Here is a 24,440-nt window from a genome sequence, read left to right on the forward strand (position 1 = left end):
GCCCCGTAGAGCCGGGCTCTGCCCGGCTACCCCGTATTCGGGCACCACGCAGCCGGGCAGAGCCCGGCGCTACCGGGCTACCCCGTATTCCGGGACCACGCAGCCGGGCAGAGCCCGGCGCTACCCGGCTGACCCGTATTCGGGCACCACGCAGCCGGGCAGAGCCCGGCGCTACCCGGCTGCCCCGTATTCCGGCACCACGCAGCCGGGCAGAGCCCGGCGCTACGCCGCCATCACCGGCGCCACCCGCCGTGCCGTCACCGTACTCCCCACCGACGCCACCACCGTGCAGCCGATGGCGGCCCATTGCAGCGGGGTCAGGTGTTCGGCCAGCAGCCCCATCGCCAGCAGCGCGGCCACTGCCGGTTCCATGCTGATCAGGATGCCGAAGGTCTCCTTCGGCAGCCGCTTCAACGCCATCATCTCCAGCGACATCGGAATCGCGCTGGAGACAATCGCCACACCCAGCCCGAACAGCAGGATCTTCGGGTCCAGCAATGCCATGCCCGCATGCGCCACGCCCACCGGCACCACCACCAGCGCTGCCGCGCACAGCCCCAGCGACACCGTGTGCCCCGCATGCAGATGCCCTGCCCGCTTGCCGAAGATGATGTACATCGCCCAGCAGGCCGCCGCGCCCAAGGCAAACATCACCCCCACCGGATCCAGCGGCGCGCCGTGGCCCAGCGGCAACAGCAGCAGCAACCCGACCACCGCGCAGCCCACCCAGACAAAGTCGATCGGCCGGCGCGAGGACCACATCGCCACCGCCAGCGGCCCGCAGAACTCGATGGCCACCGCGATGCCGAACGGAATCGTGCGCAGCGCCATGTAGAACAGCAGGTTCATTACCCCCAGCGTGATCCCGTAGCGCAGGATCGCCCCGGCGTCGGCGCGCGTGGTGGTCCAGCGCCAGGGCCGGAACACCGCCAGCAGCACCAGCGCCGAGAACCCCACGCGCAACGCGCTGGTGCCCTGCGCGCCGATCAGCGGAAACAGCTGCTTGGCAAAGGAGGTGCCCACGGACAGGGCGGTGACCGAGCCGAGCACGGCCAGGACGGGAATGAGCGAAGCGTAGCGGGAGGTCGACATCCGGCCAGCATATTGCGTAGGGGCCGAAGGAGATGCTCAATTGCAGGGGCCTTCCTGCATGTTTCACTCACCCATGACCGCCGCGTACGCCCCCGACGAATTCGACCGCGCCATCCTGGCCATCCTGCAGCGTGACAACACCACTGCCCAGCGTGAGATCGCCGAGAGCGTGCACCTGTCCGCACCGGCGGTGCAGCGCCGGATCAAGCGCCTGCAGGAGGCCGGCTTCATCCGCGCCAATGTCGCCGTGCTCGACCAGAGCCGCCTCGGCCGACCGCTGACCATCATGGTCGAGGTGCGCGTGAGCAGCGAACAACCGCATCGTGTGGCCCCGTTCCGCCGCCGCGTGCAGGACGACCCCGCCGTGCAGCAGTGCTATGCGATCACCGGCGACGCCGACTTCCTGCTGATTCTCACCGCCGCCTCCATGGAGGAGTACGAGGCCATCAGCGAGCGCCTGTTCGGCAATGACGACAACATCGAGCGCTACCGCACGGCGGTGGCGCTGAGCACGTTGAAACGGGGGCTGGACGTACCGCTGTAGGACTGCCGGCGCGCCTTGCACGGCTGCACCGGCAACCCGCGCCCTCAGGGCACGCGCGTGAAGTGGATCGTCATCAGGATCGGTTTGCCGTCTTTGCTGAAGAACGCCTTCGACTCGGTCATCCGGTTGCCGTCGCCGGCCACGGTATAGATGCGCGTGGACGCCGGCGTGCCGTGGTCCACCAGCTGCATCACCAGTACATTCGGCGCGGGCATGCTGAGCGAGGCCACGTCGGCGCCGTAGTTGCCGACGATCGGGCCGGGCGTACCATCCAGCGGCAGGGTGCTGTTGGCGGTCATCTTTCCGCCTTTCGGATCGACGATCTCCGCGCGGGTGGTCCAGCGGCCTGCGCCCGCATCCTTGAATTCCAGCAGCACACTCTTGGGTCGGTCGGCCGCCGGCATCGGCAACGTGGCGACATCGATGGCCCAGCGCCCGGCCAGGGGAGACGCGGCAGGCGTGGCGGCAAACAGCGCCAGCGGCGCGGCCTGCAGCAAGGCCGTGGTCAGGCAGACGGCGAACATCCTCTTCATGGAAGCTCCTTCATGGATGAATGCACGACGTGAGCCGTGCACGGGCAACGGTGGCGAGGTCAGCCCCGGACGGCTGCTTCAATCGCCGCTACATCGATCTTGCGCATGGTCATCATCGCCTCGAACGCGCGCCTGGCCACGCCCGGATCCTCGCTGGTGACCGCCTCGGTCAACACGCGCGGGGTGATCTGCCAGGACAGGCCCCATTTGTCGCGGCACCAGCCGCAGGCGCTTTCCTGGCCGCCGTTGCCGACGATGGCGTTCCACAGCCGGTCCGTCTCGGCCTGGTCGTCGGTGGCGATCTGGAAGGAGAACGCCTCGCTGTGCTTGAACGCGGGCCCGCCATTGAGACCGATGCACGGAATGCCGGCCACGGTGAAGTCCACGGTCAGCACGTCGCCCTGCTTGCCCGACGGAAAGTCACTGGGCGCATGGTGCACGGCGTTAACCGCACTGTCGGGGAAGGTCTGGGCGTAGAACGTGGCCGCGTCCAGCGCGGTGCCGTCGAACCAGAGGCAGATCGTGTTCCTGGCCACCATGGCGGTCTCCTGCAGCGATCAAGTGTCGCCAGCCTACGACCGGGGATGTTAAGCGGCTGCCCTGCCGGCCCGGACCCAGGCGTGGCAAGGCCTTAGGCGATATCCGGGGGCGGCCCGGCAGAACCGTCCGAATTGCTGATACGACTGATTCGCATTAACATGGCGTTATCCCGTCCGCGCCAGGGAGGCGCTGCGGCGATCAGTGCCTGCGCCCGCGCCTTGTCCTGCAAGGCCTCCGCCAGCCGCGTACTGACCCCCACCCACTGCAGCGCGCCGGGCCACCGAGGATGTCGGCCATGTGCGTGCTGCCGCCCTGGAACCGCCGATGACCCGTTCTTCCGTTGTGCTGCCCCGCCTGCTGCCGCAGGCCCGCCTGACCCAGGCCCTGCTCGCTGCGCTGTGCGCGCTGGGCGCTGCCCCCGCGTTCGCACAGGACGTCCCTGCCGACGCCACCACCCTGGACAAGGTGGTGGTCAAGGGCGAGCGCGCCGAAGGCTACTCCGTGCGCAAGACCTCGGCCGGCACCCGCTTCGACCTGGCGCCGCGCGAAATCCCGCAGTCGGTGAGCATCATCAGCCACCAGCGCATCGAAGATCAGAACCTGGACGACATCCTCGACGTACTGGCCAACACCACCGGCGTCACCAGCACCCAGTCCGACAGCGAGCGCACCGAGTTCTACGCGCGTGGCTTCTATATCGACAGCTACCAGTTCGATGGCCTGCCCACCCAGATGGTGCAGAACTGGAGCTATGGCGATTCCGGCCTGGACCTGGCGTTGTATGACCGCGTGGAAGTGGTGCGCGGCGCCACCGGCCTGCTCAGCGGCGCCGGCAATCCGTCCGCGTCGGTGAACCTGGTGCGCAAGCACGCCGACAGCGCCGAACTCACCGGCAGCGTGTCGCTCAACGTGGGCAGCTATGGCCGCACCCGCACCACCGTGGACGTGGGCAGCGCACTGAATGCCAGCGGCACCGTGCGCGGCCGCGTGATCGGCAGCTACCTGGACACCGACGCGCAGATGGACCGCTACAACCAGCACAAGACGCTGGGCTATGCGGTGATCGATGCCGATCTGACGCCGGACACGCAGTTGAGCGTCGGCTACGACTACCAGCAGAAGCGTGCCAACGGCGCGACCTGGGGCGGCTTCCCGATGATCTACTCCGACGGCACCCCGACTAACTACTCCACCGCGTTCAATCCGTCCCCGGACTGGACCTACTGGGACACCACGAGCAAGCGCCTGTTCGCCACCCTGCAGCACAGCTTCGCCAACGACTGGAAGGTCAAGATCGGCGCCACGCACGACAAGACGGACGCCAACGACAAGCTGTTCTACCCGTCCTACACCGCCTTCAACAAGGACACCGGCGCCGGCATCACGCCGATGGCCGGGTTTTACAACACCCACCGCAAGGTGGATGCCGTGGACGGTTACGTGGACGGTCCGTTCCAGCTGTTCGGCCGCGAGCACCAGTTCATGGCCGGGCTGAGCTACAACAAGCGCGAGTACGCCAACTACGGTGACTTCCAGATGGGTTGGGCACCGCTGGACAACTACCTGGGCTGGACCGGCACGTTCCCAGAGCCGAACTGGGCCGCCACCCTGCCGCTGCAGAGCCAGGGCACCATCACCCAGAAGGCCGGCTATGCGGCCACCCGCCTGTCGCTGGCCGACCCGCTGAAGCTGATCCTTGGCGCGCGTTACACCGACTGGAAGAGCGAGGGCGAGGACAACGATCGCCAGCACAAGGTCACCACCCCGTACGCAGGTCTGGTCTACGACCTCAACGACACCTACAGCACCTATGCCAGCTACACCGAGATCTTCCAGCCGCAGACGCTGAAGAATCGCCAGGGAAGCTACCTGGACCCTGTGGATGGCAAGAGCTACGAAGTGGGCGTCAAGGGTGCATGGTTCGACAGCCGCCTGAACGCCTCGCTGTCGGTGTTCCGTATCGAGCAGGACAACGTCGGCCAGATCACCGATGACCTGGTGGAAGGGGGTTCGGCGGGCGAATTTGCCTACATCGCTGCACGTGGTACGGTCAGCCGCGGCTTCGAATTCGAGCTCAACGGCGAGCTGGCCCCGGGCTGGAATGCCAGCTTCGGCGCGTCGCGCTACGTGGCCAAGGACGTCACCGGCAGCGATATCAATACCCGCCTGCCGCAGACTGCGATCAAGGCGTTCACCAGCTACACGCCGCAGACCCTGACCGACCTGACCGTGGGCGGCGGCGTGAACTGGCAGAACGGGATCTACTACGCGGTGAGCGGAGTGGGTCGCGTGGAGCAGGACGGCTACGCGCTGGTCAGTGCGTTCGTGCGCTACAAACTGGCGCCGCAGTTCAGCGTGCAGGCCAACCTCAACAACCTGCTGGACAAGAAGTACTACGCGCAGATCGGCGGGTATGGCGGCTACGGCGACGGCCGCAACGGTTCCATCACCTTCAACTGGTCGTTCTGACCGGTCATTGGTTGCGAGGTGGCAGCACAGAGCGCCGGGCATTGCCCGGCGTTTTGCGTTTTGCGTTTTGCGTTTTGCGTTTTGCGTTTTGCGTTTTGCACGATGCGCGACGCGCGACAAGTGTGCAGCCACGCATGGCGTGGCTCTACCGGTTGGGTGCGGTGCCCCCCTCAACGGGCGTAATACCCCGGCTGGTCCAGGTCGGCGATCAACTCCGGTCCCACCGGCGCCCATCCCAGCAGGGCGCGCGTGGCCGAACTGGACGCGGCCATGTCCGCACCCGCCATCCGCGCGAACCAGCCGAAATGTTCGGCACCGCGCGAGGCTACCGGCAGCTTCAGGTGTTTCCCGATGACCTCGGCGATCTGCTTGAACGGCACCGCTTCATCGGCGATGGCGTGGTACACCGGCACGTGTGCGCCCTGCTCCAGCGCGTACCGGTACACCCGCGCCGCGTCGTGCCGGTGCACGCCGGACCAGCAGTTCTGGCCCTCGTCCAGATACGCCGACACACCGGTACGGCGCGCCAGTTCGATCAGGATCGGCACGAAACCGTGCTCCCCCAGCCCGTGCACCGACGGTGGCAGGCGCACGGTGGCCGCGCAGATGCCGGCGTCTGCCAGGGCGCGTGCGGCAGGTTCGGACCTGCGCGGTGAGGCGGGATCGGGCAGGTCGGTCTCGTTGCCGCCGCGGCGCACGCCGAGCAGGCCGGAGGTGACCAGCAGCGGGCGCCGGGTACCGCGCAATGCCTCGCCCAGTGCCTGGATCACGCGCTGGTCCTGCGCACAGTGCGCGATGAAGTGGGCGAAGTCATGATCGAACGCGGTGTGCACCACCGCATCCGCAGCGGCCGCCGCATCGCGCAGCGTATCCAGGTCCTGCAGCGTGGCCTGGACGACGCCCGCACCCAGGCCCCGCAGCGCAGCGGCCTTGTCCGGGCTGCGGGCCTGCCCGGTAACGCGGTGGCCCGCGGCGAGCAGTTCATGGACCACCGCCGAGCCGACCCAACCGGTCGCACCGGTGACGAAGACATGCATGTTGGATTTCCTTGTAGCGAGAGAAGTCAGACCAGGCGCATCGACAGTTCGACGTCGTCGCCCACGGCCACGGACAGGTAGCCACTGCCCGGTGCGCGCACACGGGCCAGGTAGTCCGGTGCGTCGTCGGCGTTGTCAGCCACGATCAACGCGCCGGGCGCGAGGCGGTCTTCAAGCAGGGCCAGGATGTCGACATACAGCGCCTTGGCGCCGTCCAGCAGGACCAGGTTGATGGCGCCAGGCAGGTCATCGCTTAAGGCCTGCAGCGCATCGCCCTGGCGGATCTCGACCAGGTCGTCCAGGCCGGCCTCGGCAAGATGGGCGCGGGCGCGCTGCACCTTGCCCGGCTCGAACTCGCTGCTGATCAACCGCCCGCCGCCGTTGTCGCGCAGCGCAGCGGCCAGGTGCAGGGTCGAGATGCCGAACGAGGTGCCGAATTCCACGATGGCGCGTGCACCGCTGCTGCGCGCCAGCATGTACAGCAGCGTGCCGGTCTCGCGCGAGACCGGCAGCCACAGGTCCTTGAGCCGGGTATACAGCGCCAGGTACTCGGTGCGGCTGTGCAGCAGGCGGTCGCGTTCGCTGGCGGACAGGTCGGCCAGGGCCGGGGCGGTGGCCGCTTCGGCGGCGTCGAACAGGCGCGCCAGCAGGGGCGCAAGGGGAGAGCTGAGAAGGGTGTTCATGGGGGTCCTGTGAGGGCGGTTGAGCGCAGGAGGTGCGGCACCTAGAATGCGAGTGATTCGTCGCATTTCCAGAATACGACCGATCCACGATCGCCACTATTCGCATTCCCCGCACTCCTCCAGGCGCCCATGAAAGACCCTGCAACCCCGCGAATTTCCTCACGAAAGCAGCCCCGCCAGGCACGCTCGAACGCGTTGGTGGCGGTGATTCTGCAGGCGGCTGCTCAGGTTCTGGCCCAGCAGGGCGCGGCCCGTTTCACCACCGCGCGGGTAGCCGAACGGGCCGGGGTGAGCATCGGTTCGCTGTACCAGTACTTTCCGAACAAGGCCGCCATCCTGTTCCGCCTGCAGACCGAGGAATGGGCGCAGACCGGCGATGTGCTGCGCAGCACGCTGGAGGACACGGCCACCCCGCCGCTGCAGCGGCTGCGCCGCCTGGTCCACGCCTTCGTCCTTTCCGAGTGCGAAGAAGCACAGATGCGCGTGGCCTTGAGCGACGCCGCCCCGCTCTACCGCGATGCACCCGAAACCCGGCAGGCCCGGGCCAGCGGGCAGGCCAGCTTGGCCGCGTTCATGTGCGATGCCCTTCCCGAGGCCAGCGTCGATACCCGCCGCGTGGCCGTGGATCTGATCGGCACGACCTTGAGCACGGTGGGAAAGCAGTTCTCGCTGACCGCCCCTTCGGCGGCGGCGATCGATGCCTACGCCGCAGCAATGGCCGACATGTTCTGTGCCTACCTGCGCGCACTCGGCTGCCGCGGGTAATGCCGGCCGCTGGCCGGCGCTGGCATCACGGTCGGGCGCGCAGCAACGCCAGCCCGAAACCGATGAAGATGGTGCCGACCACGCGGTCGAATACCTTGCGCAGGCCCGGTCGCGCCAGATAGCCGGCCAGGCCACGCCCGCCGGCGGCATACACCGCGTACCAGAACATTTCCATCAGCGCGAAGGTGCCTACCAGGATGACGAACTGCGGCAGCTGCGGCTGGGTCAGGTCGACGAACTGCGGCAGGAACGCCGACGCGAACAGCAGCAGCTTCGGATTGCTGATGCCGATGATGAACCCATCGCGGAACAGGATTCGGCGCTTGCTGGGTGCGATCGCCGCGGTGCTGCCCACATCGATCGGCGCATCGCCGCCGCGCCAGGCCTTGATGCCCAGATAGACCAGATAGGCCACGCCGGCATAGCGCAGCACGTCGAACACCATCGGTGAGGCCTTGAGCACCGCGCCCAGCCCGGCGGCGGAAATCGACAGGGCCAACACCAGCGCACTCAGGCACCCGGCCATGGCGGCGATGCTGCGGCGGAAGCCCACGCGTACGCTGCGGGTCATCACGTGCAGCATGTTCGGGCCCGGCGTGCCGCACAGGACGAACACGGTGACGGCGAAGATCCACCAGGTATGCAGGTTCATGGCAACCACGTTCTGAAGGGGAATGACGCCGGGCTGTGCCCGGCTGCACATGATGCCTGACCCCGCCGCCACCGGTCGCCCAGCCCCCCCACAATGGCCGGCACGCGCAACAGGATTGTCCGCCCGGCTGCGATAGGTACGGCGGGCAACGTAGAGCCGGGCTCTGCCCGGCTACCGCCCGCCGCGCGATCGGTACGGCCAGCAACGTAGAGCCGGGCTCTGCCCGGCTAACGCCCGCATGGACAGCCGGGCAGAGCCCGGCTCTACGGGGCGCCAGCGGCCACGGCCCGGGTGCCGGACCGTGGTCGATGGGTCAGCGCCGGATCAGAACCGCAGGTCCGCGCGCAGGTACCAGTAGCGGCCACGCGGGATGTCGTAGGTGGACGCGTCGTACCCGTTGAGCGAGCACGACAGGCAGATCGGCGGATCCTTGTCGAACACGTTGTTCAAGCCGGCGCTGAGCTGCAGGCCCTTCATCCAGTCCACCTTGTAGCCCACCTGCAGGTCATGGAAGGTGGTGGCGTCCAGCGTGTTGGTGCCCTCCTGCTGGTTGCTGCACACCGGGAAGGCCACTGCGTCGCCGCAGTCTTCGGTCAGCTCGGAGATGTGCCGCACGGTCCACGATGCGCTCCAGTTGGCCAGCGCCCAGCTCAGCGTCGCGTTGCTGGTCCACTCCGGAATGGAACTGTCGGCCACTTCCACGCCGGGCTTCTGCGGCTGCCGCTGGCCCGCCGCACCCAGCGCCTCATAGCGCCCCACGAAGGTGTTCTGCCAGCCCAGCTTGAACTGGCCGATGTCGCTCTGCGGGAACGTCCAGAACAGGTCCACGTCCCAGCCGTCGGTCTTGATCGAGCCCAGGTTGGTGAGGCGGTTGTTGAAGCTGCTCACCGCACCGGTGGAGGCGCGGCTGATGCCGTCGCAGTAGACCGGGTCCAGGGTGTCCACGCACAGGTCCAGCTGGGTCTGCGCGTTGATGGCCTGGATGGCGCCTTCGATGGTGTGGCGGTAGAACGTCACTTCCACGTCGAAGCGCTCCGACCACGACGCATCGTTGCCGAACCACGGGCTCCATACGAACCCGGCGCTGAAGCTGCGCGAGCGCTCCGGATCCAGTTCGGCGTTGCCGCCGGTGGTGACCGAGATCTGCGAGTTGGCCTGCTGGAAGCCGGTGGGTACGCCAAGCGCGGCGCAGTTGGCCGGGTTGCCACGCGGCGCGGTGCCGCCCAGGCCGATCGAGCACGGGTCGAACAGCTGCAGGTCGGCACGCGCCGCCGAGCCATACAGTTCACCGATGGACGGCGCGCGGAAGCCTTCGGCGTAGCTGGTACGCAGCACGAAGTCGTTGGTCACCTGCCAGCGCAGGCCGTACTTGGGGGTGAACTCGCCGCCGAAGGTGGAGTAGTCCGAGTAACGCCCGGCCAGGCTCAGGTCGAGCTTCTCGCCGATCGCGCTCTTGGCGAAGATCGGCACGCTCAGCTCCAGGTATGCCTCATTGACGTCGTAGGAACCGGAGGTGGGCAGCGACGGCACGCCGTTGTAATGGCCGATCACGGTGAGCGGATCGGGATCGTAGCGGCCCTCGTACTTGCGGTACTCGTAGCCGGTGGCGAACGACACCGGGCCGGCCGGCAGGGTGAACAGGTCGCTGCTCAGGTTGGCGGTGAACAGGCTCAACTCGTTCTGGCTGCGGTCGCGCACCACCGGCTGGATCCAGTCCAGCATCGCCGGGGTAATCGACCCGGCACCGCCGAAGATGTTCAGCGGCACGCAGCCGGGCGTGGCCGCGCAGACCGCCGGATCGCCCAGGGCCATGTTCACCTTGAAGATGTCATAGCTGCCGTAGTTGGTCTGTTCGGCCTTGTTCTTGCTGTACATGCCGTTGACGTCCCAGAACCAGCTGCGGCTGCCGGCCTCGAACTGGCCCACCAGGCCGGTGGCGAAGTACTGCGTGTTGACCTCCTGCTCGAAGATGCGCGCGCCGCCTTCCACCGGGCGCCGGCCGATCAGGCTCATGTTGCCCGAGGACACCAGGTCGAATCCGAACGGGTTGTACGGGTTGAGCGCGGACACCACGATGTTGTCGGCCAGCGGGTTGCCGGTGGCGCCATCGGGGCCGAAGAACAGCGGCTCGGGACCGGCCTGGTTGGTCGACTCGCGGCGGTTGCCCAGCGCCTTGATGTACCACTGGACGTTGTCGGTGATGTCGAAGCGGAACTGGCCGAAGATGCCTTTGCGTTCCGACGGCGTCAGCACCATGTTGTATTCGGCGAAGTTGAAGCGGTCGGCCGAGGTGAAGCAGTGGTAGTCGTCGGTACGGCTGCACCCGGCACTGCCGTCGTAGCGCGGATTACTCACGCCGGTGTTGGGCACGATGTCCTGCTCGGCGCCGGTGTTGGGGTCGACGAAGGCGAAGCGGCCCTGCGGAATGCCACCGCTGCCGAACGCCAGCCCGGTGCCCGGGATCGGGAAGCGCGACTGCTCGCGGTCGCGCGCGTACACCGGGTCCTGCTTGGTCCAGCTGGCGCCCAGGAACAGCGTGTAGCGGTCGCCACTGGTGCCCCAGGCCAGGTCCACGCCCTTCTGGGTGCCGTCGCCCTTGCTGTATTCGCCGTAGTTCAGCGTGACCTGGCCGCCGTCGAATTCGCGCCGGGTGATGATGTTGACCACGCCGGCGATGGCGTCGGAGCCGTACAACGACGACGCGCCGTCTTCGAGCACTTCGATGCGCTCGACGATGGCCAGCGGAATGGTATTGAGATCGGTCGCCGCGCCCACGCCCGACGCCGAGGATTCGTTGACCCAGCGGATGCCGTCCACCAGCACCAGCACGCGCTTGGCGCCCAGGTGGCGCAGGTCGACCTGGGCCGAACCGGCGCCCACGCCGCTGCCGTCGGGCGGGAAGCCGAAGTTGCCGGAGGAATTGAATTTGGCGTTCAGCGCCGACCCCGACCCGGTCAGCTGCTGCAGCACTTCGCCAATGGAGTTCATGCCGGTGCGCTCGATCTCGGCGCGGGTCAGGGTCTGGATCGGCACCTGCCCTTCCACTTCGGCGCGTTTGATCCGGCTGCCGGTCACCTCGACGCGATCCAGCTCGGTGGTGGTACGGGGCGTTTCCTGCGCGCCGGCCAGGGCGGGCACTGCCAACAACAGACACAGCGATACAGCGACCGCCAAGGGGCGGTGGTGCAGGTCGTTCATTCGCTCTCTCCACAAAGGAATGTTGGGCTGGGCTGCCGCGCCCCCCTGCATGGCGGCAACGTCTCCTTTGTAAACAAACGGTAAAACCACGGTCGTGACGGAAGGCACCTTTTCACGTGGCTGCGACAAATCCGAACAGGCAACATGTAGGCGCCACAACGCAAAACGCCCCTGCAGGCAGGGGCGTTGTTTTGTGCGCTGCAATGCGTACCGGCGCTACTGCACGAAGGTAATGCGCTCCAGGTGCGCGTTGCTGGCGGCCGCCAGCACCTTGGCCATCACTGCGTACTCCGCGTCGGGATCGCTGGCGATACGCAGCTCCGGCAGGTTGCCGGCATGCGCCTGCGCCTGGTCCTGCATGCGTGCCTGCAGGGAGGCGACCGCCACCCCCTGCCCGTTCCAGGTGACCTGGTTGGAGGCATCCACGCGCAGCTCGATCGGCGGCGGTGGCTCGGTGGGCGGCACCACCGTGGTCGTGCGTTGCGGCAGGTTGACCGGGATGGGCAAGGACACCATCGGGGCGGTCACGATGAAGATGATCAACAACACCAGCATCACATCGACCAACGGGGTGACGTTGATCTCGGCCAGTGGTCCAGACGTCGCGGCTGCGCGGAATGCCATGCTCTGTCTCCCCTGGAGCGGGCTGCCCCAAGGCCGACACTACGCCGGCCGTGGCCCGTCTTCACGGTGCTGTGCGGCGCTCGTTCATGATCGAGTCGGCTTGCCCTCACCGCCCTTCATCGTGCGCCGTTATGCTTCCGGGCATGACTCGACTTCCCCTGTATTTCTTCAGCGCTTCCGTCCTGCTGGCCTGCACCGGGGTCAGCCCGGTGGCCGATGCGCAGAACCTGGATGCGCAGCGCGCGCAGCTCAAGGCAGCCATCGACAACGCCGAGCGCGGCCAGTACGACCCGGCCCAGGCCGCGGCGTTGAGCAGGCACCCGCTGTATGGCTGGCTCGAATACGCCAACCTGCGCCGCACCATCGACACGGTCAGCGCCACGCAGGCGCAGGACTTCCTGAAGCGCTACAACGGCCAGGCCGTGGCCAGCAGCTTCCGCAGCGTCTGGCTGCCGGCCCTGGCACGCCGCCAGGACTGGCCCACGCTGCTGGCCAACTGGGTGCCCACCGACAACGTCGGGTTGCGCTGTGCCCAGCTCAACGCGCGCCAGGCCACCGGCAAGGCCGACGCACAGTGGACCAGCGAGGCCCAGGCGATCTGGCGCAGCACCGGCAAGTCCCTGCCCGATGCCTGCGATGCCGTGTTCGCCGTACTCGATGCCCGGGGCGGCCTGAGCGCCGACCTGCGCTGGGCGCGTATCGATGCGGCCGCCGACGAACAGCAGCCCGCGGTGATGCGCAGCGCCGCGCGCGGCCTGCCCGCCGCCGATCTGGCCCTGGCCAACACGTATGCCGCCTTTGTCGACAAGCCCAATGCCAGCGCCCTGAACTGGCCACGCAACGAACGCAGCCGACGCATCGCCACCGATGGCTTGGCCAAACTGGCCAAGGCCGACCCCGCCGCCACCGAGCAGCAGCTGCCGCAGTACGCCAACGCGCTGCAGCTGAGCGCGGCCCAGCAGGCGCAGGTGCTGTACCAGGTGGCGCTGTGGACGGTGGCCTCGTACGGCCCCGAATCGGCGCGCCGCCTCAACGCGGTGCCCGATTCGGCCTACGACGAGCGCCTGCACGAATGGCGCGCGCGCGAAGCGATGTCGCGCGGCGACTGGCCGCAGGCACTGGCCGCGATCCGCAAGATGGGTCCGACCCAGCGCAGCGACTCGCGCTGGCGCTACTTCGAGGCCCGCATGCTGGAGAAGACCGGCAAGCGCAGCGAGGCACAGCCGCTGTACCGTGAGGCCGCGCGTGCCGCCACCTTCCACGGCTTCCTCGCCGCCGACCAGCTCGGCCAGTCCACTTACACGCTGTGCCCGTGGGAACCCAACGACAGCGCGCAGGCGCAGGCGGCGGTCGCCCGCGACCCGGGCATCGTGCGGGCGATGGAGCTGTTCAAGATCGAACGCGCCGGCTGGGCCGTGGCCGAGTGGAATGACGCCCTGAGCCGCTACGACACCACCCAGCGCCGCATCGCGGTGGAAGTGGCGCGCGACAACGGCTGGTTCGACCGTGCGGTGTTCTCGCTCGGCAAGACCCCGGACGAGCAGCGCCTGTATTCGCTGCGCTTCCCGCTGCACCACGACGACGCCATCCGCCGCGAATCGGCCCGCAACGCGATCGACCCGGCCTGGGTGGCCGCCGAGATCCGCGCCGAGAGCATCTTCAACCCGAAGGCGCGCTCGCCAGCCAACGCCATGGGCCTGATGCAGGTCCTGCCGGCCACCGGTGCCAGCGTGGCCAAGTCGATCGGCCTGACCAACTACGGCGGCGCCGCCAGCCTGTACGACCCGGACACCAACATCGCCCTGGGCACGGCCTACCTGCGTCAGCTGATGAACAAGTACGAAGGCCTGCCCTACATCACCATTGCCGCCTACAACGCCGGCCCCACGCCGACCGCGCGCTGGCAGACCCAGCGACCGGGCTTCGACCCGGACATCTGGATCGAGACCATCAGCTACAAGGAAACCCGCGAGTACGTCGCGCGCATCCTGGCCTTCAGCGTGATCTACGACTGGCGCTTGAACGGCAACGCCCTGCCGGTGACCGACCGCATGAACGGCCGCCTGCAGGCCAAGCGCAAGAACTTCGCGTGTGCCGCCAACGCAGACAAGGGCGGCGACTGAGCCACGCCCCGGCCCCGAACACCCCGGCATGGCCGGCTCCCCGCACCGCCCCGAACACCCGGTAGTGCCGGCCGCTGGCCGGCTCCCCGAAATGCCCAAACACCCGGTAGTGCCGGCCGCTGGCCGGCTCCCCGAGATGCCCAAACACCCGGTAGTGCCGGCCGCTGGCCGGCTCCCCGAAATGCTCAAACACCCGGTAGTGCCGGCCGCTGGCCGGCTCCCCGAAATGCCCAAACACCCGGTAGTGCCGGCCGCTGGCCGGCTCCCCGAATGCTCAAACACCCGGTAGTGCCGGCCGCTGGCCGGCTCCCCGAGATGCCCAAACACCCGGTAGTGCCGGCCGCTGGCCGGCTCCCCGAAATGACCGAAGATTGCGAGGAGCCGGCCAGCGGCCGGCACTACGATTTGCCCGAAGATTGCGAGGAGCCGGCCAGCGGCCGGCACTACGATCTGCCCAGAGCCAGCGGCCGGCACCACGTCCCCGGGCCGGCGACGGTTCGCATCGTCCTGGCCCACTGCGGCATCATGGGCACATGAAGATCTATCTTGTCGGCGGCGCCGTACGCGACCGCCTGTTGCAGCAGACCCCCGGTGACCGCGACTGGGTGGTGGTAGGCGCCACCCAGGCGCAGATGGAAGCACAGGGCTACAAGGCCGTGGGCCGCGACTTCCCCGTGTTCCTGCATCCGGACACCGGCGAGGAATACGCACTGGCGCGCACCGAGCGCAAATCCGGGCGCGGCTATCGCGGCTTTGTGGTCGATGCCGACCCGTCGGTGACGCTGGAAGACGACCTGCTGCGCCGCGACTTCACCATCAACGCGATCGCCTGCGACGAGGCCACCGGTACGCTGGTGGACCCCTATGGCGGTGCACGCGACCTCCAGCAGCGCATCCTGCGCCACGTGGGCCCGGCGTTCGTGGAAGACCCGTTGCGGGTACTGCGCGCGGCGCGCTTCATGGCGCGCTTTGCCCCGCTCGGTTTCACCGTCGCCCCGGAAACCCTGGCCCTGATGCGCCAGATCGCCGACAGCGGCGAACTCGATGCGCTGGTGCCCGAGCGGGTGTGGCAGGAATTGCGCCGCGCGCTCACCTGCGCCCAGCCCTCGGCTTTCCTGCGCACGCTGCACGAGGCCGGCGCGCTGCGCGCGATCCTGCCGGAACTGGAGGCGCTGTATGGCGTGCCGCAACGCGCCGAATTCCATCCCGAGGTGGATACCGGCGTGCACCAGGAAATGGTCAGCGACATGGCCGCGCGGTTGGCGCCGGGCGACGACCTGATCGGCTTCGCCGCGCTCACCCACGACCTGGGCAAGGGCCTGACGCCGCCGTCGGAATGGCCGCGCCACATCATGCACGAGCAGCGCGGCGTCGCCCCGCTGCGCGCCCTGTGCGACCGCCTGAAGGTGCCGCTGGACCACCGCCAGCTGGCCGAAGCGGTGTGCCGCGATCATCTCAACGTGCACCGCATCGACGAACTGCGCGATGCCACCGTGCTGGAATTGCTGGCCCGGTGCGACGGCTTTCGCCGCCCGGAGCGCATTGCGCAGATCGCGTTGTGCTGCGAGGCCGACAAGCGCGGCCGGCTGGGGTTTGAAGACAGCGATTATCCGCAGGGCGAAACGCTCACCCGCCTGCACCAGGCGGCACTGGCGATCCAGGCGCGCGATCTGGACCTGACGCATTTGAAGGGCCCGGCGGTGGGTGAGCAGGTGGCCAAGGCCAGGACCCGCGCGATCGCCGCAGCACGCTGAAAAGCGTGGAGTGGCTGATCGTCAACGCGCCACCATGCGTAGACTGTCCTTTGAAGAGGCTGGTGGTGCCAGCGCAACACCCGGCAGCAGCGGTACGCGGCGGGCTACCTGTCCCGGTCCGCTGTCCCCACCAGCGCTGGCCGGTGTGGCCGACCAGTACCGGCTCACGGCCGCACGGTGAACAGTCCGCCGGACCCTGGCCACTGCGCCAACGCCTGCTCGCCCAGTCGCGCACGCGCGGTGCTGATGAACAGCCGACCGTCGGGCGCGAAGCACAGGCTGCCCACGTGCGGCGCCGGTACCGCGAGCGTGCGCAGGACGGCGCCATTGGCGGCCAACTCCACCACCGAATGGCCCCCCCACATCGCCACCCACAGGTGGCCATCGCGCGCCATCGCCATGCCATCGGGTTTCCCCGGCACGCCCAGGAAATCGGTGACCACCTTCGGCTCGCCCAACGTGCCTGTCACCACGTCGGCCGGGTAAGCCAGCAGGGTGCGGGCCAAGGTGTCGATCACGAACAGGGTGGTTTCGTCAGCCGAGAACGCCATGCCGTTGGCCACGCCCAGGCCGTCGGCCACGCGCCGCGCCGGTGCATCTACGGCCGGCGCATGGAAGAGCCCGCCGCGCCCACTGAGCAGGCCACGATGCATCGACCCGCCCCACAGCCCACCGCGGCTGTCGGTGACCAGATCATTGAGCCGGCACCCTGCGCCCACGTCCACCTCCGGACCCGTCTGCAGCTGCCCGTCCGGTGCAAACGCGACAAAGTGCGTTTCGCCATTGCCCACCAGCGTGCCGTCGGCCATGGCCAGCGACCAGACCGGCTCGGACAGTGGTACCCGTTCGCAGTCCGTCCCGTCCCAGCGCAACAGGCATGGCGCAGTCGGATCGACCCAGCGCAGGACACCGTCGGCACCGAACACGGGCGATTCGCCCACGGTGGTGCGCGCGTCGCACAGCAGGGTGGCCCGTGCCGGTGCCGCCGCCTGCACGGCGTGCATCCAGCGGGAGGCGCGCTCGCCGACCGCCTCGGCACTGCGACCGGGCCGGTACAGGTCGGTGCCCACGCCGAAGGCGCTCACCCCGGCCTCGCGGAACTCCGGGACCTGTGCGGGGGCGACGCCGCCGACGGCGATCAAGGTGACCCCGGCCGGCAACACCGCAGACAACGCCTGCAGGCGCGGCTGCGCGCCATTGGCCGGGAACGCCTTCAGATGACGCGCACCGGCGGCGATTGCGGCGAAGGCTTCGGAGGCGGTGGCAAACCCCGGCACCGGCACCATACCGTGCGCGATCGAGGCGGCAATCACCGCCGCGTCGGTGTTGGGAGCCACGCAGAAGGCACAACCGGTGGCGGCCAATTGTTCCACCGCTGCGGTGCTGACCACGGTGCCCGCACCGATCAGCATGCGCCCATGGAAGTGCGCTGCCAATGCACGGATGGTGCGCAGCGGATCCGGTGAGTTCAGCGGCACTTCGGCCAGCCGCACGCCGGCCGCGTACAGCGCCTCGGCCACTGCAATCGCCTCGTCGCCGGGCAAGCCGCGGAGGATCGCGATGATGCCGGTGCGCGCCAGCGCGGCGTCGAATGTATCGGCGTATTCGTCGTTCATGCCAACGCTCCGGCTGCTTGATGCAACGCAAGGAAGCCGCGGGTGGAGGCGTCCTGCGAGGGAATGGAGCGGCTGCCGCCGCCCAGTTCGACCAACGCACGCGCGTACAGCGCGCAGACCGGGGCGGCCCCTACCAGCGGCACGGCGAGCAGAGCCTGCGGCCACTGCCGGCGCACATCGGACAGCTCGGCGCCGATCAGCAGCCCGCGCAGGTAGGCGGCGCCATCGCGCCGCGGCAGGTCGCCGCGGATCACCTTCGCGCGCGCACCAAACAACAGCGTGCCCAAGCCCATACCGCTGTCGTGTGCGGCATGCAGGCCATCGATGAAGGCGGCCCCGTCGTGCGCCGGCCCATCGACCACCGAGGCAAGCAGGCCGGCGGCGGTAAGGCGATCGAACATTTCTCCGGACATCGCGGTCATGAAGGCCACCACCGTGCCGGCATCCAGCTGCACCCATTTGCTATGCGTGCCCGGCAGCGCGACCACGCCGGTGTCGGGCACCGCACCTGCTGCGACCAGGCCCAGCAGTTCGGTTTCCTCGCCGCGCATGATGTCCGGGGCGCCGTCTGGCCGCCGACACGCCAGGCCTGGCACGATCGCCACGGCATGCGCGCCCATCTGGACCGGGTGCAGCTGGCCGGCCAACGCGTCCAGCGTGGCCGGACACTCCACATAGCCCGCATCGCTCCAGCCGATGTTGGAGCCCACCATGCCGCTGGCGTATATCCGCGTGGCGTTCGGCCATTGCGCCACCACGTCCTCCAGCAGCGCCTGCATCTGTGATCGTTCCAACCCGGCGATGCCGCGCGGCTGTTCGATCGCGCCGGTCACCTGGCCATCGTGGCCGATGCGAAACGCGCGGAAATTGGTGCTGCCCCAGTTGATGCCGATGATGTACGGCGTGGTTGCCTCACTCATCGGCGGGTAACTCCTGCGCCACCGTCAAGCGGAAATACCGCGCCGGTGATCCAGCTGCTGCGCGGCGACGCCAGGAACAGCGCCAGCTCGGCCGCATCGGCCGGGGTGCCCAAGCGCCCCAGTGGATGCCGCTGCACGTTGGCGTGGCGGGCGCCAGCCGGGTCGGCCGCACGTGCGAACGAGGCCTGCAGCATCGGCGTATCCACCGACGCCGGGGCGATGGTATTGACCCGGATGCCGTCGGCGGCAAACTCCAGCGCGGCCGTGCGCGCCAGTTCCTCCAACGCGGCCTTGGAGGCCGCGTAGGCCGCCAGTCCGGGGGTGGCAAAGCGCGCGTTGATCGAGGACACCAGCACGATGCTGCCATCACGACCGCGCATGTCCGGCACCACCTGCCGGATCACCCGCAGCGCGCCCAGCACGTTGACCGAATAAACATCCAGCCACACCGCATCATCGTGCGCCAGGGTGCCACCGGCGGGGCAGATACCGGCGCAATGCACCAGTGCATCAAACGGGCCCACCGCAGCGCGCAGCTGTCCAATGGCAGCGGTCACCGCATCGGCCGACCGCAGGTCGGCGATCGCGCTGGCGTGCCCGCCCTCGCTGGCCACCTGGTCCAGCGTGGCCACCGTCGCGCCGTCGGCGCGCAGCCGCGTCACCACCGCCGCGCCGATACCACTGGCCGCGCCGGTCACCAGCGCCACGCGCCCGTGCATTGCCGTATCGCTCATGCCCTGCCCTTTCCTTCCAGAAGATCCATGCTCAGAACCGGTAGGTCAGGCTGGCCTTGTAGGACCGGCCGAACACCACGTTGGTGCGCAGCCCTTCGGCATAGCCATCGAAGGTGCGCTGCTCGCTGTCCAGCAGGTTGTTGCCTTCCACCTTCAAGGACAGGCGGTCGCTGAAATCGTAGCTCATCGATGCCGACAGATCCTTGTAGGTGTCGTTGTAGATACCGGTGGACGCGGCCGACAGGCCGACCAGGTACTCGTCGCGCCAGTTGTAGGCCACGCGGATGCCGAACGGACCGTTCTCGTAGTAGCCGATCAGGTTGGCGTTGTTCTTGGACAGGCCCGGGAAGGTCAACGCGCTGCCGTTGATGTCGGTGATCGGAGTTTCCGAATCGATCCACGTGTAGGTGGCGACCACCCCAAAGCCGTCGAACATGCCGCTGAAGGGTACCTGCGCCAACAGCTCCACGCCTTTTACCTTGGCCTTGTCGCCGTTTATCTTTCGCAGCACCAGGTAATCGATGTTGTTGTAGGTTTCCGCGCTCTGGCGCTGCACGATGAAGGTGGAAACATCCTTGTAGAACAGCCCGGCCGAGAGCAGGCCCTGGCCGCCGTAGTACCACTCCAGCGACAGGTCGTACTGGGTGGCCTTGAACGGATCCAGGTCCGGGGCGCCACCGCTGCCAGTGCCGGGCGAGGTCTGCACGCCGTTGCTGTCGAACACCGCGTTGTTGTTGAGGGTAACGCCGTTGTTGAGGTCTTCGGTATTGGGGAAGGCCACCACCTTGGCCGCGCCGCCGCGCAGTATCAGGCTGTCGGTGATCTGCAGCTTGGCCACCGCCGAGGGCAGCACCTCGCGATCGTCGCGCTCGAACCGCGAGGGGCTCAATGCGCCGCTACCGCTGATCAGGTTGCCGCGCGAGGTCAGGTCGCGGCCGACGAAGCGCACGCCCAGATTGCCGCCCAGCGGCATGCCGGCCACGTCGGTGTCCCAGTTGAGCTTGGTGTAGGCCTCCAGGAAATCCTCGTCGACGCTGAAGGTGGCCGCGTAGGCCAGTGCATTGTTCTGCGGGTCCAGGCATTGCGCGTTCTGTGAAATCTGCGGCAGCGTGGTGAAGCTCTCACAGCCCCCGAACGTGCTGCGGAACGGTCCGAGGTACGCACGTGGCAGACCACTGAACTCTCCCGGCAGGAAATCGTTGTTGCTGTACACGCGGATGTACGGCGCCATCTGCGTGACCGGCACCCCGCCAACCGGCCGGATGTCGGCGCGGCGGGGATCCTGCAGGCTTTCCAGCCGGCTGAAGCGTGCGCCGAAGTCCAGCGAGCGCAATGGCCCATCGCCGAAGGCCAGGCTCCAGTCGGTGCGCAGCGCGCGCGAATCGGTCTGTGCGCGCCAGTCGTTGTCGAACATGATGGTCATGCGCCACTGCGACGGGTCGGTCAGGTCAATGCCGCTGACGTTGAAGCTGCCAAAGCTGCCACTGCGCAGGTCGAAGTCGGTGACCGAACTGCGCCCCGCCATGGGCGCCAGGCGCATGTAGCGCTGGTTGTAGTTGGCGGTGGAGCGGCCCCAGTCCAGTTCTGCCGAACCGTCCAGGCGGTCGCCGACCCGGAAACTGGCGCGCAGCGCGGTGGACAGCGTGTCCGAATCGATGTCGGCCGCCTCGGCATTGAGCAGCACCGTGCCGGTGGAACGCCCCGCCAGCAGGATGTCGTGGTCGGAGTAGACCGCGTTGCTCAACCCCGCCGAGGGATTGAAGGCGATCCAGTAGCGGTCACGCTCTGCCTTCTGGCGCGAGTAGAACGTATCCCAGGTGAGTTCCACCCCGTCGGTGGGCCGCCACTGCAGCACCGCGCTGACGCCCACCTTGGTGCGGTCATCATCGATGTTCTGCGCACGCATGTCGGTACTGCCGAAGCGGGTGCGGGTGGGATCGGCGGGGTCGGTATAGCGGGCATACCCGGAGAAGGTGTCCAGGCCCTGCTGCACCACATTGCGGCGGCCGTAGGTGGCCGACAACAGCGCACCGAAACGGCGGTCGTCGCTGCGCCGTGAGATCAGCCCGAACGCGTTGTGCCCCCAGGCGTCGGACATCTCATCGTAAGTGCCGGCCAGGCTCACCACGTTCTGGTCGCTGTCGCCTGACAACGGCAGGCGGGTATGGATGTCCACGATGCCGCCCAGCCCACCGGAGAGTTGGTCGGCGCCGGCCAGCTTGGTCACCTCCAGCCGCGAGATCAGCTCGGAGGGCACCAGCGAGAGCAGGCCGTAGGTCGAGGTGGCCAACTGGTCCAGGCCGTTGCCGCCGCGCCCGGTGGCGTCGACGATCTGGCGGCCGTTGTAGAGCAGCACGTTTTCTTTCAGGCCGCGCACCAGGATGTCGCTGCCCTCGCCCATACCGCGCTCGAGCTGCACGCCGGCCACGCGCCCCAGTGACTCGGCCACGTTGGTATCGGGCAGTTTGCCGATGTCGTCGGCCACGATCGCATCGACGATCTGCGCCGAGTCACGTTTGAGATCCCGCGAGGCTTCCAGGCTGCCGCGGATACCCACAACGCTGACCGCGTCCAGGGTCTGCGCCTGCTGTTCGGCGGCGGGGGGGGCCAGGGCGGCGTCCTGCGCCGTTGCCAGCACGGGCGCCAGCAGGCAGGTGCCCAAGGCGATGAACAAGGTGGAACGTCGAAAACGATGCATGGATCGGACCCTCTCCCAAGGTAGGGACCCAGACCGGACTGCCGGCTGGATCCAGCGCTTTTCCGTCGTTGCTGCTGCGCTGCGGCTTGGCAGCGTGTAGCTAATATAGCAATATGTTTTGGCCGCGCACGCTGCAATGCAGCGAAGAATTACGGTTCCTTTGCGGTCTGTACGGGAACCTCCCTTCCATAGTGTTGCTATTCAAGGCACACACAGTTCAACAAGGACCCGGCGCAATGGCCGTTCTGCAAGGTGTCTTCCCCATCCTCCCCACGATCTTCGACGCGCACGGCGCCCTCGATGAACGCGGCACCGAGGCGGTATTCGAGTACATCCTGGCCGCGGGTGCGGCCGGCGTGGTGTTCCCGGGCCTGGCCAGCGAGTACGACATGCTGTCGCTGGAGGAGCGGTTGCACCTGACCGCCTGCATCGGGCGCTGGAACCGTGGCCGGGTGCCCTTCATCGTCGGCGCAAGCGCGAAGACGCTGGAGGATGCGGTGCGGTTGGCGCGCGCCGGTGGCGAGGCCGGGGCCGAGGCGGCGATGGTGCTGACCCCGCATGCACTGGCCGGCGATGCCGCGGCGATGGCCGCGTTCTTTGCCCGGCTGGGCAGCGAGTCGGGCGTGGCAGTGATGTTGCAGAACGCACCCGCGCCGATGGGTGTGGGGCTGGGCGTGGACGAGGTGGTGGCACTGACCGCGCAGGTACCGGCCATCGCCTACGTCAAGGAAGAAACCATGCCGTCGGGCCATCGCATCACCGCGTTGTCCGAACGTGCCGGCGAGAGCGTGCAGGCGGTATTCGGCGGTGCCGGTGCGCGCTATGTGCTCGACGAACTGGCACGCGGCGCGGTGGGCACGATGCCGGCCTGCGAGATCACCGAAGTGCATGTGGCGATGCTGGCCGCCTGGGCCGCGGGCGACCGCGACCGCGCACGCGAACTGTTCGAACGCACCCTGCCCCTGCTGAGCATGCAGGCGGTATTCCGCTGGCGCCTGACCAAGGCGATCCTGCTGAGGCGTGGCCTGATCGGCAGCGACCACGTGCGCGCGCCGGGCCCGTCGCTGGACCGGCATGACCAGCAGGAACTGACTATCCTGCTGGACCGCATCGGCGACCTGCTGCCGATGGATACCGTTCCCGGCCAGGCCACGAGACATTCCGCATGAGCGTTGTCAGCAAGGTCGAGACCTTCATCCTCACCGTGCCACGCAGCACGCCGTACCTGGGGCCGCTCGGCGTGGGCGAACGGGTCAATGCGCGTGGCTACCTGGTACGCCGCGGCAACGGCACGCTGTACCCCACCGTGGACCGCTCGGTGCTGGTACGTGTCACCACCGCCGACGGCGCGGTGGGCTGGGGCGAAACCTATGGCATCTGCGCACCGCGTGCCACCTGCGAGATCATCAATGACCTGCTGGCCCCGGAACTGGTGGGTCGTGATCCGCAGGACGTGGAGACCCTCTGGGATGACCTGTACGGGTTGATGCGCGTGCGCGGCTGCGGCAGCGGCTTCCATACCGACGCACTGGCTGCGCTGGACATCGCCCTCTGGGACCTGCGCGCGCGTGCGGCGGGGCAACCGCTGTGGGCGCTGCTCGGCACCCGCCAACGCGACAGCATTGCCGGCTATGTGTCCGGCCTGCCGGCGGCCACCGTGGCCGAGAAGGTGGCCATGGCCCGCTCGTTTGCCGCACAGGGGCATGACGCGTTCAAGGTGCATGCCGTTGTGAGCCACGACGGCATCGCCGAGGAAATGGCCGCGCTGCGTGCCGCGCTGGGCGAGCAGGTTCAGCTGATGGTCGACCTGCACTGGAAGTTCGACCCCGCCCAGGCCCTCGCACTGGCCCACCAGCTTCTGCCCAGTCGATTGACCTTCATCGAAGCGCCGTTGAAGCCCGAAGACGTGACGGGCCTGATCGCGCTCGGGGCCGACAGCCCGATTCCGGTGGCGGCAGGGGAAGAGTGGCCCACGGACTACGTGGCACGCCTGCGGCTGGACGGCGGCACGCTTGCGTATGTGCAACCGGAGATGGGCCACACCGGCATCACCCAGTTCCTGCGCATCGCCCGGCTGGCTGCGCGCCATGGCGTGCAGGTGGCACCGCACGCCACCATCGGCGGCGGCATTTTCATGGCCGCCAGCCTGCACGCTTCGGCGGTGATCGACCGACTATGGCGGCACGAGTGGCAGCACTCGATTTTCTCGCGGTCGGTGGAGATGCTGGACACCGACATGGCCTACGCGCACGACGGCTACCGCCTGCCCACCGGCCCCGGCCTGGGTGCGGTGCCGAACGCGCGCTTCTGGGACCACGCCGAAGCGGTCGCGTAGCGCCGGGCTCTGCCGCGCCCCGGTGTCCGTACGGCAAGCGGGCTTTGCCCAGGGGCCTACCGGCTGCTATCGGGCTCGGCCTGCGGTGCGTAGGTGAACGCCACGCTTTTTTTTCGGTGGTCG

At 68.1% G+C, this 24,440-nt stretch carries 20 protein-coding genes; 8 read left to right on the forward strand and 12 right to left on the reverse strand.

The window, feature by feature from the left end:
- Positions 1-222 precede the first annotated feature (222 nt).
- Positions 223-1,092, reverse strand: a complete 870-nt coding sequence (locus ABIA71_RS11355) for an EamA family transporter (RefSeq protein WP_354285284.1) — start codon at positions 1,090-1,092, stop codon at positions 223-225.
- Positions 1,093-1,165: 73 nt separating this feature from the next.
- Between ABIA71_RS11355 and ABIA71_RS11360 the strand changes: the two genes are divergently transcribed.
- Positions 1,166-1,636, forward strand: a complete 471-nt coding sequence (locus ABIA71_RS11360) for an Lrp/AsnC family transcriptional regulator (protein WP_128097982.1) — start codon at positions 1,166-1,168, stop codon at positions 1,634-1,636.
- 44 nt (positions 1,637-1,680) lie between these two features.
- Here the strand turns inward: ABIA71_RS11360 and ABIA71_RS11365 are convergent, their stop codons facing one another.
- Together ABIA71_RS11365 and ABIA71_RS11370 are read right to left on the reverse strand one after the other, a co-directional pair.
- The gene (locus tag ABIA71_RS11365; RefSeq protein ID WP_502961236.1) at positions 1,681-2,169 is read right to left on the reverse strand and encodes a LuxR family transcriptional regulator; all 489 of its coding nucleotides are present in this window, start codon (positions 2,167-2,169) and stop codon (positions 1,681-1,683) included.
- A gap of 59 nt (positions 2,170-2,228) precedes the next feature.
- Positions 2,229-2,708 carry a VOC family protein gene (locus ABIA71_RS11370; RefSeq protein ID WP_128097984.1) on the reverse strand — a complete coding sequence of 160 codons (480 nt, stop codon included), beginning with the start codon at positions 2,706-2,708 and terminating at the stop codon, positions 2,229-2,231.
- A 325-nt stretch (positions 2,709-3,033) separates the two neighbouring features.
- On the opposite strand from ABIA71_RS11370, the gene fhuE reads away from it, so the two are divergent.
- Complete coding sequence (gene fhuE / locus ABIA71_RS11375) at positions 3,034-5,178, forward strand: ferric-rhodotorulic acid/ferric-coprogen receptor FhuE (protein WP_354285285.1); 2,145 nt, start codon at positions 3,034-3,036, stop codon at positions 5,176-5,178.
- A 170-nt stretch (positions 5,179-5,348) separates the two neighbouring features.
- On the opposite strand, the gene ABIA71_RS11380 is transcribed toward fhuE, so the two are convergent.
- Both ABIA71_RS11380 and ABIA71_RS11385 read right to left on the reverse strand, forming a co-directional pair.
- Positions 5,349-6,215: an SDR family oxidoreductase gene (locus ABIA71_RS11380; protein ID WP_354285286.1), complete on the reverse strand. Its 867-nt coding sequence runs from the start codon at positions 6,213-6,215 to the stop codon at positions 5,349-5,351.
- A 26-nt stretch (positions 6,216-6,241) separates the two neighbouring features.
- Positions 6,242-6,898 (reverse strand): O-methyltransferase, encoded by a 657-nt coding sequence (locus ABIA71_RS11385; RefSeq protein WP_354285287.1) that lies wholly within the window; start codon positions 6,896-6,898, stop codon positions 6,242-6,244.
- 129 nt (positions 6,899-7,027) lie between these two features.
- Between ABIA71_RS11385 and ABIA71_RS11390 the strand changes: the two genes are divergently transcribed.
- Positions 7,028-7,663 carry a TetR/AcrR family transcriptional regulator gene (locus ABIA71_RS11390; RefSeq protein ID WP_354285288.1) on the forward strand — a complete coding sequence of 212 codons (636 nt, stop codon included), beginning with the start codon at positions 7,028-7,030 and terminating at the stop codon, positions 7,661-7,663.
- A 25-nt stretch (positions 7,664-7,688) separates the two neighbouring features.
- On the opposite strand, the gene ABIA71_RS11395 is transcribed toward ABIA71_RS11390, so the two are convergent.
- The 3 genes from ABIA71_RS11395 to ABIA71_RS11405 form a co-directional block, all read right to left on the reverse strand.
- Entirely contained in the window at positions 7,689-8,315 is a 627-nt protein-coding gene (locus ABIA71_RS11395; protein WP_354285289.1) for a LysE family translocator, read from the reverse strand.
- Positions 8,316-8,639: 324 nt separating this feature from the next.
- On the reverse strand, positions 8,640-11,513 hold the full coding sequence (locus ABIA71_RS11400) for a TonB-dependent receptor plug domain-containing protein (RefSeq protein ID WP_354285290.1): 2,874 nt from the start codon (positions 11,511-11,513) through the stop codon (positions 8,640-8,642).
- Positions 11,514-11,729: 216 nt separating this feature from the next.
- Positions 11,730-12,137, reverse strand: coding sequence for an ExbD/TolR family protein (locus tag ABIA71_RS11405; RefSeq protein WP_354285291.1), 408 nt, complete (start codon positions 12,135-12,137; stop codon positions 11,730-11,732).
- 143 nt (positions 12,138-12,280) lie between these two features.
- Here ABIA71_RS11405 and ABIA71_RS11410 point away from each other — a divergent pair, with 143 nt between their 5' ends.
- From ABIA71_RS11410 to ABIA71_RS11420, 3 genes are all read left to right on the forward strand, one after another.
- Complete coding sequence (locus tag ABIA71_RS11410) at positions 12,281-14,260, forward strand: transglycosylase SLT domain-containing protein (RefSeq protein ID WP_354285292.1); 1,980 nt, start codon at positions 12,281-12,283, stop codon at positions 14,258-14,260.
- A 360-nt stretch (positions 14,261-14,620) separates the two neighbouring features.
- A complete protein-coding gene (locus tag ABIA71_RS11415; RefSeq protein WP_354285293.1) occupies positions 14,621-14,797 on the forward strand; it encodes a hypothetical protein in 177 nt (58 codons plus the stop codon).
- Positions 14,794-16,014: a multifunctional CCA addition/repair protein gene (locus ABIA71_RS11420; protein WP_354285294.1), complete on the forward strand. Its 1,221-nt coding sequence runs from the start codon at positions 14,794-14,796 to the stop codon at positions 16,012-16,014. The genes ABIA71_RS11415 and ABIA71_RS11420 overlap by 4 nt, the downstream gene beginning before the upstream one ends.
- A 164-nt stretch (positions 16,015-16,178) precedes the next feature.
- Here the strand turns inward: ABIA71_RS11420 and ABIA71_RS11425 are convergent, their stop codons facing one another.
- From ABIA71_RS11425 to ABIA71_RS11440, 4 genes are read right to left on the reverse strand one after another with little or no spacing between them, the layout of a single operon-like run.
- Positions 16,179-17,630: a 2-dehydro-3-deoxy-6-phosphogalactonate aldolase gene (locus tag ABIA71_RS11425; RefSeq protein ID WP_354285295.1), complete on the reverse strand. Its 1,452-nt coding sequence runs from the start codon at positions 17,628-17,630 to the stop codon at positions 16,179-16,181.
- On the reverse strand, positions 17,627-18,550 hold the full coding sequence (locus ABIA71_RS11430; protein ID WP_354285296.1) for a 2-dehydro-3-deoxygalactonokinase: 924 nt from the start codon (positions 18,548-18,550) through the stop codon (positions 17,627-17,629). The genes ABIA71_RS11425 and ABIA71_RS11430 overlap by 4 nt, the downstream gene beginning before the upstream one ends.
- Positions 18,547-19,284, reverse strand: a complete 738-nt coding sequence (locus ABIA71_RS11435; protein ID WP_354285297.1) for an SDR family NAD(P)-dependent oxidoreductase — start codon at positions 19,282-19,284, stop codon at positions 18,547-18,549. The genes ABIA71_RS11430 and ABIA71_RS11435 overlap by 4 nt, the downstream gene beginning before the upstream one ends.
- Positions 19,285-19,315: 31 nt before the next feature.
- Entirely contained in the window at positions 19,316-21,982 is a 2,667-nt protein-coding gene (locus ABIA71_RS11440) for a TonB-dependent receptor (protein ID WP_354285298.1), read from the reverse strand.
- 236 nt (positions 21,983-22,218) lie between these two features.
- Between ABIA71_RS11440 and ABIA71_RS11445 the strand changes: the two genes are divergently transcribed.
- Positions 22,219-23,151 carry a dihydrodipicolinate synthase family protein gene (locus ABIA71_RS11445; RefSeq protein ID WP_354285299.1) on the forward strand — a complete coding sequence of 311 codons (933 nt, stop codon included), beginning with the start codon at positions 22,219-22,221 and terminating at the stop codon, positions 23,149-23,151.
- Positions 23,148-24,317, forward strand: coding sequence for a mandelate racemase/muconate lactonizing enzyme family protein (locus ABIA71_RS11450; protein WP_354285300.1), 1,170 nt, complete (start codon positions 23,148-23,150; stop codon positions 24,315-24,317). Before ABIA71_RS11445 ends, ABIA71_RS11450 begins: the two co-directional genes overlap by 4 nt.
- The last annotated feature ends 123 nt before the right edge of the window (positions 24,318-24,440 follow it).

Source organism: Stenotrophomonas sp. 2619 (assembly GCF_040548725.1).
Taxonomy (GTDB): domain Bacteria; phylum Pseudomonadota; class Gammaproteobacteria; order Xanthomonadales; family Xanthomonadaceae; genus Stenotrophomonas; species Stenotrophomonas maltophilia_AP.

Coding starts and splice junctions, on each gene's coding strand:
- ABIA71_RS11355 (WP_354285284.1), bottom strand. CDS start 1,092: ATGTCGACCTCCCGCTACGCTTCGCTCATTCCCGTCCTGGCCGTGCTC.
- ABIA71_RS11360 (WP_128097982.1), top strand. CDS start 1,166: ATGACCGCCGCGTACGCCCCCGACGAATTCGACCGCGCCATCCTGGCC.
- ABIA71_RS11365 (WP_502961236.1), bottom strand. CDS start 2,169: ATGAAGAGGATGTTCGCCGTCTGCCTGACCACGGCCTTGCTGCAGGCC.
- ABIA71_RS11370 (WP_128097984.1), bottom strand. CDS start 2,708: ATGGTGGCCAGGAACACGATCTGCCTCTGGTTCGACGGCACCGCGCTG.
- fhuE (WP_354285285.1), top strand. CDS start 3,034: ATGACCCGTTCTTCCGTTGTGCTGCCCCGCCTGCTGCCGCAGGCCCGC.
- ABIA71_RS11380 (WP_354285286.1), bottom strand. CDS start 6,215: ATGCATGTCTTCGTCACCGGTGCGACCGGTTGGGTCGGCTCGGCGGTG.
- ABIA71_RS11385 (WP_354285287.1), bottom strand. CDS start 6,898: ATGAACACCCTTCTCAGCTCTCCCCTTGCGCCCCTGCTGGCGCGCCTG.
- ABIA71_RS11390 (WP_354285288.1), top strand. CDS start 7,028: ATGAAAGACCCTGCAACCCCGCGAATTTCCTCACGAAAGCAGCCCCGC.
- ABIA71_RS11395 (WP_354285289.1), bottom strand. CDS start 8,315: ATGAACCTGCATACCTGGTGGATCTTCGCCGTCACCGTGTTCGTCCTG.
- ABIA71_RS11400 (WP_354285290.1), bottom strand. CDS start 11,513: ATGAACGACCTGCACCACCGCCCCTTGGCGGTCGCTGTATCGCTGTGT.
- ABIA71_RS11405 (WP_354285291.1), bottom strand. CDS start 12,137: ATGGCATTCCGCGCAGCCGCGACGTCTGGACCACTGGCCGAGATCAAC.
- ABIA71_RS11410 (WP_354285292.1), top strand. CDS start 12,281: ATGACTCGACTTCCCCTGTATTTCTTCAGCGCTTCCGTCCTGCTGGCC.
- ABIA71_RS11415 (WP_354285293.1), top strand. CDS start 14,621: ATGACCGAAGATTGCGAGGAGCCGGCCAGCGGCCGGCACTACGATTTG.
- ABIA71_RS11420 (WP_354285294.1), top strand. CDS start 14,794: ATGAAGATCTATCTTGTCGGCGGCGCCGTACGCGACCGCCTGTTGCAG.
- ABIA71_RS11425 (WP_354285295.1), bottom strand. CDS start 17,630: ATGAACGACGAATACGCCGATACATTCGACGCCGCGCTGGCGCGCACC.
- ABIA71_RS11430 (WP_354285296.1), bottom strand. CDS start 18,550: ATGAGTGAGGCAACCACGCCGTACATCATCGGCATCAACTGGGGCAGC.
- ABIA71_RS11435 (WP_354285297.1), bottom strand. CDS start 19,284: ATGAGCGATACGGCAATGCACGGGCGCGTGGCGCTGGTGACCGGCGCG.
- ABIA71_RS11440 (WP_354285298.1), bottom strand. CDS start 21,982: ATGCATCGTTTTCGACGTTCCACCTTGTTCATCGCCTTGGGCACCTGC.
- ABIA71_RS11445 (WP_354285299.1), top strand. CDS start 22,219: ATGGCCGTTCTGCAAGGTGTCTTCCCCATCCTCCCCACGATCTTCGAC.
- ABIA71_RS11450 (WP_354285300.1), top strand. CDS start 23,148: ATGAGCGTTGTCAGCAAGGTCGAGACCTTCATCCTCACCGTGCCACGC.